The sequence below is a fragment of the Novosphingobium sp. 11B genome (assembly GCF_054589055.1).
In genome coordinates this window covers 4,177-10,987 of record NZ_BAAILP010000157.1, presented here as the reverse complement: position 1 = coordinate 10,987, position 6,811 = coordinate 4,177, and the positions used below count along the sequence as shown (strand labels likewise).

General features: G+C 66.6%; 4 protein-coding genes. 2 read left to right on the top strand and 2 right to left on the bottom strand.

Annotated features, from left to right (window positions below):
- Nucleotides 1–84: 84 nt before the first annotated feature.
- Nucleotides 85–3,366, bottom strand: coding sequence for an amidohydrolase family protein (locus ACYPYD_RS14770; protein ID WP_459663890.1), 3,282 nt, complete (start codon nucleotides 3,364–3,366; stop codon nucleotides 85–87).
- A 118-nt stretch (nucleotides 3,367–3,484) separates the two neighbouring features.
- A complete protein-coding gene (locus ACYPYD_RS14765) occupies nucleotides 3,485–3,925 on the bottom strand; it encodes an Lrp/AsnC family transcriptional regulator (protein ID WP_459663888.1) in 441 nt (146 codons plus the stop codon).
- A gap of 79 nt (nucleotides 3,926–4,004) precedes the next feature.
- Between ACYPYD_RS14765 and ACYPYD_RS14760 the strand changes: the two genes are divergently transcribed.
- Both ACYPYD_RS14760 and ACYPYD_RS14755 read left to right on the top strand, forming a co-directional pair.
- The gene (locus ACYPYD_RS14760) at nucleotides 4,005–5,120 is read left to right on the top strand and encodes an ornithine cyclodeaminase (RefSeq protein ID WP_459663886.1); all 1,116 of its coding nucleotides are present in this window, start codon (nucleotides 4,005–4,007) and stop codon (nucleotides 5,118–5,120) included.
- Between the two features lie 135 nt (nucleotides 5,121–5,255).
- Nucleotides 5,256–6,811, top strand: a 1,556-nt coding sequence (locus ACYPYD_RS14755; protein ID WP_459663884.1) for an amidase, incomplete at its 3' end; no start/stop codon positions are given.

Sequence of the window (6,811 nt, the reverse complement as noted above, 5' to 3'; positions counted from 1 at the left end):
AGCGAAGCAATCCAGGGCGGCTCAAGACTGCCCTGGATTGCTTCGCTGCGCTCGCAATGACGAGGTTGCGTGCCCCGCGCCGCGTCAGTACTCGAACGACGCGGCGTTGCCCTGCTTCTCCTCGAAGGCCGCCGCGGTGCTGATCGCGTGGGCGACCTCGCGCTTCGACATGCCCTCGAACCACTGGGCGTCGCGGCTCTGCACGCGCGGCCACTGCTCGTTGAGGGTCGCGGCTTCGTAGAGGCGGCCGTTCTGCATCACCAGCGAGAGCGAGCGGGTGTTGCGGATGTCCGCCAGCGGATCGCGGTCCAGCACCAGCAGGTCGGCCAGCTTGCCCGGCTCGATCGAGCCGAGATCGAGCGCTCGGCCGATCACCTCGGCCGAGCCGATCGTCGCCGCCCGCAGGATCTGCGCCGCGCTGGCCCCGCCCGATGCCATGGCTTCCAGTTCCCAGTGGTAGGACAACCCCTGCACGACGCTGTGGGAGCCAACGCCCAGCAGGCCGCCCGCCTGTCCGACATCGCTCGCCTGCTTTGCGAAGAGGGCGAAGCCTTGCCCATCGGCGCGGTTCCACTGCGCCGAATCGCGCTTGCCCGCGAAGACGAATTCGGGAACGAAACGGCTCAGCTTTCCGTCGAAGTCCCCCTGATGACCCGCCGCCATCGCGCCCAGCGGTCCCGGCGCGCCGTAGAGCACCAGCATCGTCGGCACCGTCGAGATGCGCGATCGCACCTGCATCTGCTTCACGTCGTCATGCAGCGGCGCGATCGGCAGGCTGTGTTCGTTGCCCGCGTAGCCGTCGAGCATCTGTGTCAGGTCCAGCCGGTAGTCGCTGGCGCCTTCGGTCGTGGGCATCAATCCCAGCGCCTGCGCGCCTTCGATCAGGTGCCGCCGCTCTGCCCGGTCGCCGACCATGTACTCCTTGATGTTGGGGGTGCGGTAATAATCCGAATAGCGCCGCAGCGTGGCGATCGCCTCTTCGCGACTGGCCATCGGGCTGTTGCGGAACACGCCCTCGCCGGTGGAGAACGCGCGCTCGCCCACCATCAGCCCGGCGTCGATCATGTCGGCATAGCCGAACACGTCCGGATCGAACGTCTGGACGTCCAGCCCGGCGGTCACCCCGTAGGCCAGGTTGGCGGAGAAATCCCAGTGCCCGATGTCGAGGATGCGGCGCCGCGTCTCGAACCAGTGGGCATGGGCGTCGATGAAGCCGGGCAGGATGAACTTGCCCGTCATGTCGCGGACTTGCGTGCCTGCGGGTATCTTCAGCGTGCCGCGCGGCCCGACCCCGGCGATGCGGTTGTCGACGATCAGGACGTCGGCATCGTCGATGACCTGATCGGCCTTCATGGTGATGACCTTCGCTCCGCGCAGCAGCAGCTTGCCCCGGGGCACGTCGCGCGGGAGCACGACGTCCATCGCGATGCCGCCCGCCCGCTTCTCGATCGCGGCAGGGGCACCGTCCTGCGCGGCGGTTACCGGCAATTGCCGCAAGGTCGAACCGACCGACCACACGAGCGAGCGCATGTCGGGCGCCCAGTCCATGTAATCCGCGCCGATGGCAGTGATGCGCCGCGCTTGCGCAGCCGCATCGGTGACGGTGATGGTCGGCGCCGCGTCGTCCTTCGCTTGCGGCACCGGCACGAGGTAGAGCTGCGAGGCCAGCCTCACCAGCGCGGTGCGGCCATCGGCGCTCAGCTGCGCGTTCTTGAGCGGGGCGGGCGCGTCGAAATACTGGCTGTCGGGGCGGGCGATCAGCTTGACCAGATGCCTTGCCGGTTCCTCGGCATCGACCGCGTGCGAGGAAATCCAGCCATCGGCGTAATAGCGCACGCGCGCCGGATCGGGATCGCGCCGCAAGTCCATCGCCGCGCCTACCTTGCCAAGCGAGTGCATCGGCCCGCCGTCCACGGGTATCCGCACGAGCGTCGAGTGCATCGGTCCAAGGCTTTCGGCCGAGCGGTAGAGCCGGTCATGCTGGCTGGCACAGAACGCGACCACGTCCTTGCCGCCGGCAAGGAACAGTGGTTCCGAATAGAAGGCCGTCTGCGTCGTGACCCGGCGCGGCGCGGTCTTGCCGTCCGCAGCGGCTATCCAGACGTCGCCGCCTTCCTTTGCGGTCCAGGTGACATAAGTGACGAAGCGCCCGTCGTCCGACCAGCTCGGCTGCCATGCGGCGCCCGGGACGTCGAGGCGGCGGGGAGTCGCGCCTTTGTGGTTGGCGGCGATATAGATACGGCCCACGGCGCCGAAGACCACCTGCCTGCCATCGGGGGAAAGGCGCGGGGTCTGGATCACGCGAACATGGACGGGGCCGGTATCGACCCGGTGCTGGCGGCGAAGCGGCGGCGGCATCTCGTGTCGCACATGCGCCTCGAACGGAATGTCGACGAGTGCGCCTCCGGCAAGGTCGATGCGCTTCAGACCACCGCCGAGCCCGAGATAGATGCTACGGTCATCGGCGGAAAACACCATGCGCGGCATCACGTCGACGTAATAGCCGCCGGACTGCCCATCCGGATCGAGCGGGGCATGGATCAGCCGGTCGCTCCCGTCGGTCAGGTCGTGCAGGCGCAGCACTGTCCGCTCGTTTTCCCGCGTCACATAGGCGAGCAGGCGGCCGTCGTGCGACAGTACCGGCCGCATCCCGCCGCCGGGTGTGGTCAGGACCTCGTGCTGAGTCCGGGTGGCGAGATCGAAGCGCGCGATCGTCCAGTGCGGCAGGGGGCCGCTGGACCAGGTCGTGCCCGCCTTGGTCGCATAGTACAGGCTCTTGCCGTCGGGGGAGGCGACCACGCCCATCGCGTTGCGCCGCTGCGGATGCGGATCGTCGCCATGGGGCTGGGCCTTCACCAGCACGTCCGCCTTGCCGCTCGCGGCGTCGAAGGACCACAGTTCGAACGCCAGCACGCCCCAGATCATGCGCGAGACGTAGAGCGTGTGGCCATCGGGCGACCAGGCGGGAGAACCGTAGTGCGGCGCGCCGCTATTCTCCTGCGAAACGCGGCGGGCGTTGCTGCCGTCGGCATCGGCGATCCACAGGTTCTCCCGCCCGTCGCGGTCGCTCACGAAAGCGATGTGGCGGCCGTCGGGGGAGAATACGGGCTGGGTGTCGAATGCCGCGCCCGTCATCACCGGACTGGCTTTTCCGCCTGCGGAGGGCAGGGCGTAGATGTCGCCGAGCAGGTCGAACAGGATGGTGTTCCCATCCGGCGAGAGGTCCAGCGCGGGCCACGTGACTTCCCGGGTGTCGTACTCGATGATCCGCCCGGCGAGCGGCGGCAGCGTATCCGCCCAGACCGAAGGCGCCACCGCCATTGCCGCGCATGCCAGAACCGCCGAACCTGCCAGCCACTTGTTCACTGCGTCACCTTTCCGCGATTATCCATGACACGGTTGCATCGCCTTTCGTCGCCTTGCGCGAAACATCCAGTTTCGGCAGCGGGACGGGTCCACCGGGCGGATGCTTGCGCCGCTCGCGTCAGACCGTGCTCAGCAGCAGGCTGGTCTCGCTGTTCAGCACCCCGTCGATCATGCGCACCTGTCGCAGCACCCGGTCGAATTCCGAGAGGCTGCCGGTACGAATGTCGGCTACGAGGTCCCAGTTGCCGTTGGTGGTGTGCAGCGCATGGATCTCGACCATGCCCCGCAGCTTCTGGATCACCTGCGTGGTCGACTTGCCGGTGATCTCGATCATCATCACCGCGCGCACGGAAAGATTCTCGTAGTCGTCGCGGACCCGGATCGTGAAGCCCAGCAGGGTTCCGGTATCGATCAGGCGGTCCAGCCTGCTCTGCACGGTGCCGCGCGCCACGCCCAGCGCGTCGGCAAGTTTCGACAGCGAAGCGCGCCCGTCTGCCCGAAGGTGGCCGATGATACGGCGGTCGAGGTCGTCGGGGATGAACTTGGCGGAAGATGACAAGAGTTGATGGCCTGAAATCGAGCATATTATATAAATGCGCTGATAAAATTGTCCAAAGTTCATCGGTTTGCAAGGCGGTATGGCAATTTTTACCAGCACGGCCTCGCTCTACGATCGTCCTGCCCATTCACCATCAGGATACGAAACCATGGCGCCGCAGCCTTCCCCGCTTGCCTTCATCCCTTTCGTCAGCGTCGAAAACATGATGCGCCTCGTCCATCATTTCGGGATAGAGACGGTGCTGCATGAACTGACCGATGCGATAGAGGCCGACTATTTGCGCTGGTCCCTGTTCGAGAAAGCACCGCGGCTGGCCTCGCACTCGCAAGAGGGCGTGATCGAACTGATGCCCACGTCCGACGGCGAGGCCTATGCCTTCAAGTACGTCAACGGCCATCCCAGCAACACCGCGAAGGGTTTGCAGACGGTTGCAGCCTTCGGGCTGCTGGCGCGCGTGGATACCGGCTATCCGCTGCTGCTGACCGAGATGACGCTGCTGACGGCGCTGCGTACTGCGGCGACGTCCGCAATGGTGGCGCGCCGCCTCGCCCCGGCGGACGCGCGGGTCATGGCGATGATCGGCAACGGCGCGCAGGCGGAATTCCAGGCGATCGCGATGAAGGCCATCGTCGGCATCGAGGAAGTGCGCCTCTACGACATCGATCCCGAGGCCATCCGCAAGGCTGCGCGCAATCTGCAGGGCAGCGGCCTCCGGGTCGTGGCGTGCGAAACCTCGCAGGATGCGATCGAGGGCGCGCAGATCATCACCACCTGCACGGCAGACAAGGCCTATGCCACCATCCTGTCCGACAACATGGTCGGCTCCGGCATCCATATCAACGCGATCGGCGGCGACTGCCCGGGCAAGACGGAACTGCACCGCGATATTCTCGACCGCGCGGCCACTTTCGTCGAATTCGAGCCGCAGACCCGCATCGAGGGCGAGATCCAGCAGATGGAGGCGTCCTATCTGGTGACCGAATTCTGGAAGGTTCTGAGCGGCGAGGCCGAAGGCCGCACCGACGCGCGCCAGATCACGCTGTTCGACAGCGTCGGCTTTGCGATCGAGGATTTCTCGGCGCTGCGCTACCTGCTGGGCAAGCTGGACGGCACCGCGTTCTTCCAGCAGCTCGACATCATCGCCGATCCCGACGATCCGCGCGACCTGTTCGGCATGCTGCAGCGGGCGGCCTGATCGGGCTTCGGCTCGACCCCGGGACTATGTGACTTGCGGCGGGGGAGTGGTCCCGCGCCGCAAGTCATCTTGGACCTTTACCATCGGGTGGTCGCCGTGAAGAAGCGGGCAGATTGGCAAATGGAGATGAAGACGATGGGCGAAGCGACCCTTGACGGTACGACGGCGACCCGCCGAACCGTGCTGACCGGCGCAGCCACGGCACTGGGCACCATGGCGGCACCGGCGCTCGCACGGGTCGCCGAACGGCGTGGGACGGGATCGAACGAGATCGTGATGATGAATGCGACCGACCTGTCGGCCGCGATCCATCGCCGCGACTTGTCCAGCCGCGAGGTGATGACCGCCCATCTGGCGCAGATCGACCGCCTGAACCCCCGCTTCAACGCCATCGTTTCGCGCGTGGACGGCGATGCGCTGCTGCGACAGGCTGCCGCCATGGACGAGGACGCGGCGGCGAACCGTTTCCACGGGCCGCTCCATGGCTTTCCCCATGCGGTGAAGGACACTGCCCCGGTCAAGGGCATTGCCAGCACGCAGGGCTCGCCGATCCTGCGGGACAACATTCCTGCAGCCGACAGCCTCGTGGTGTCGCGCATGCGCAAGGCCGGTGCGATCTTCCTCGGCAAGAGCAACGTACCCGAGTTCGCGCTGGGATCGCACAGTTACAATCCGGTGTTTGGAACGACGCACAACGCCTATGCTTACGGCCGCGCAGCGGGCGGCAGCACCGGCGGCGGCGCGGTCGCGCTGGCGCTGCGGATGGTGCCGGTGGCGGACGGCAGCGACTTCGGCGGGTCGCTCCGCAACCCGCCCGGCTGGAACAACGTCTTCGGACTGCGTCCCTCGTTCGGCCGGGTTCCTTCGGTGCCCAACACCGACCTGTTCTGGCAGAACTTCGCCACGTCGGGGCCGCTCGGCCGAACCGTGAGCGATCTTGCGATGCTGTTTTCGGTGCAGGCGGGCGGCGATGCGCGCGCACCGTTCTCTCTCGGCGATGATCCGGCGATGTTCGCGCGTCCGCTCGATCGCGACTGGAAGGGCGGCAGGGTCGGCTGGCTGGGTGATCTCGGCGGTGCGCTGCCGATGGAGGCCGGTATCATGGAAACCTGCACGAAGGCGCTCAAGGCATTCGAGGCGATCGGCATGACCGTCGAGGAAGCGACCCTGGCCGAACCTGCTTCCGAGATGTGGCGTACGGCGGTGGCGCTGCGGCACTGGTCGGTCGGCGCCGATCTCCAGGGATTCTACGACGATCCCGCCAAGCGGGCGCTGATGAAGCCCGAAGCGATCTGGGAAGTCGAGGGCGGCATGAAGCTGACCGGGCCGCAGCTTGCCACGGCTTCGGAGGGCCGCACGCGCATCTACAACGCCTTCGCCGCCGCTTTCGAGAAGTTCGATTTCCTCGTGCTGCCGAGCGCGCAGGTCTTCCCATTCGATGCCAGCGAGCACTGGCCGACCGAGATCGCCGGGAAGGCCATGGACAGCTACCATCGCTGGATGGAAGTTACTCTTCCCGCCACGATGGCCGGATTGCCTGCGCTGGCGGTTCCGGCCGGATTCGGCGGCGCGCGCAAGCTGCCGATCGGCCTGCAGATCATCGGCAGGCGCCATGCGGACTTAGCGGTGCTGCAGGTTGGGCGGGCCTACGAAAGGGCGTCGCCATGGATCGCTACGAGTCTTCCATCCAC

What these genes read in the sequence shown, in the direction of transcription:
- ACYPYD_RS14760 (WP_459663886.1), top strand. Translation starts at nt 4,005, where the DNA reads ATGGCAATTTTTACCAGCACGGCCTCGCTCTACGATCGTCCTGCCCAT.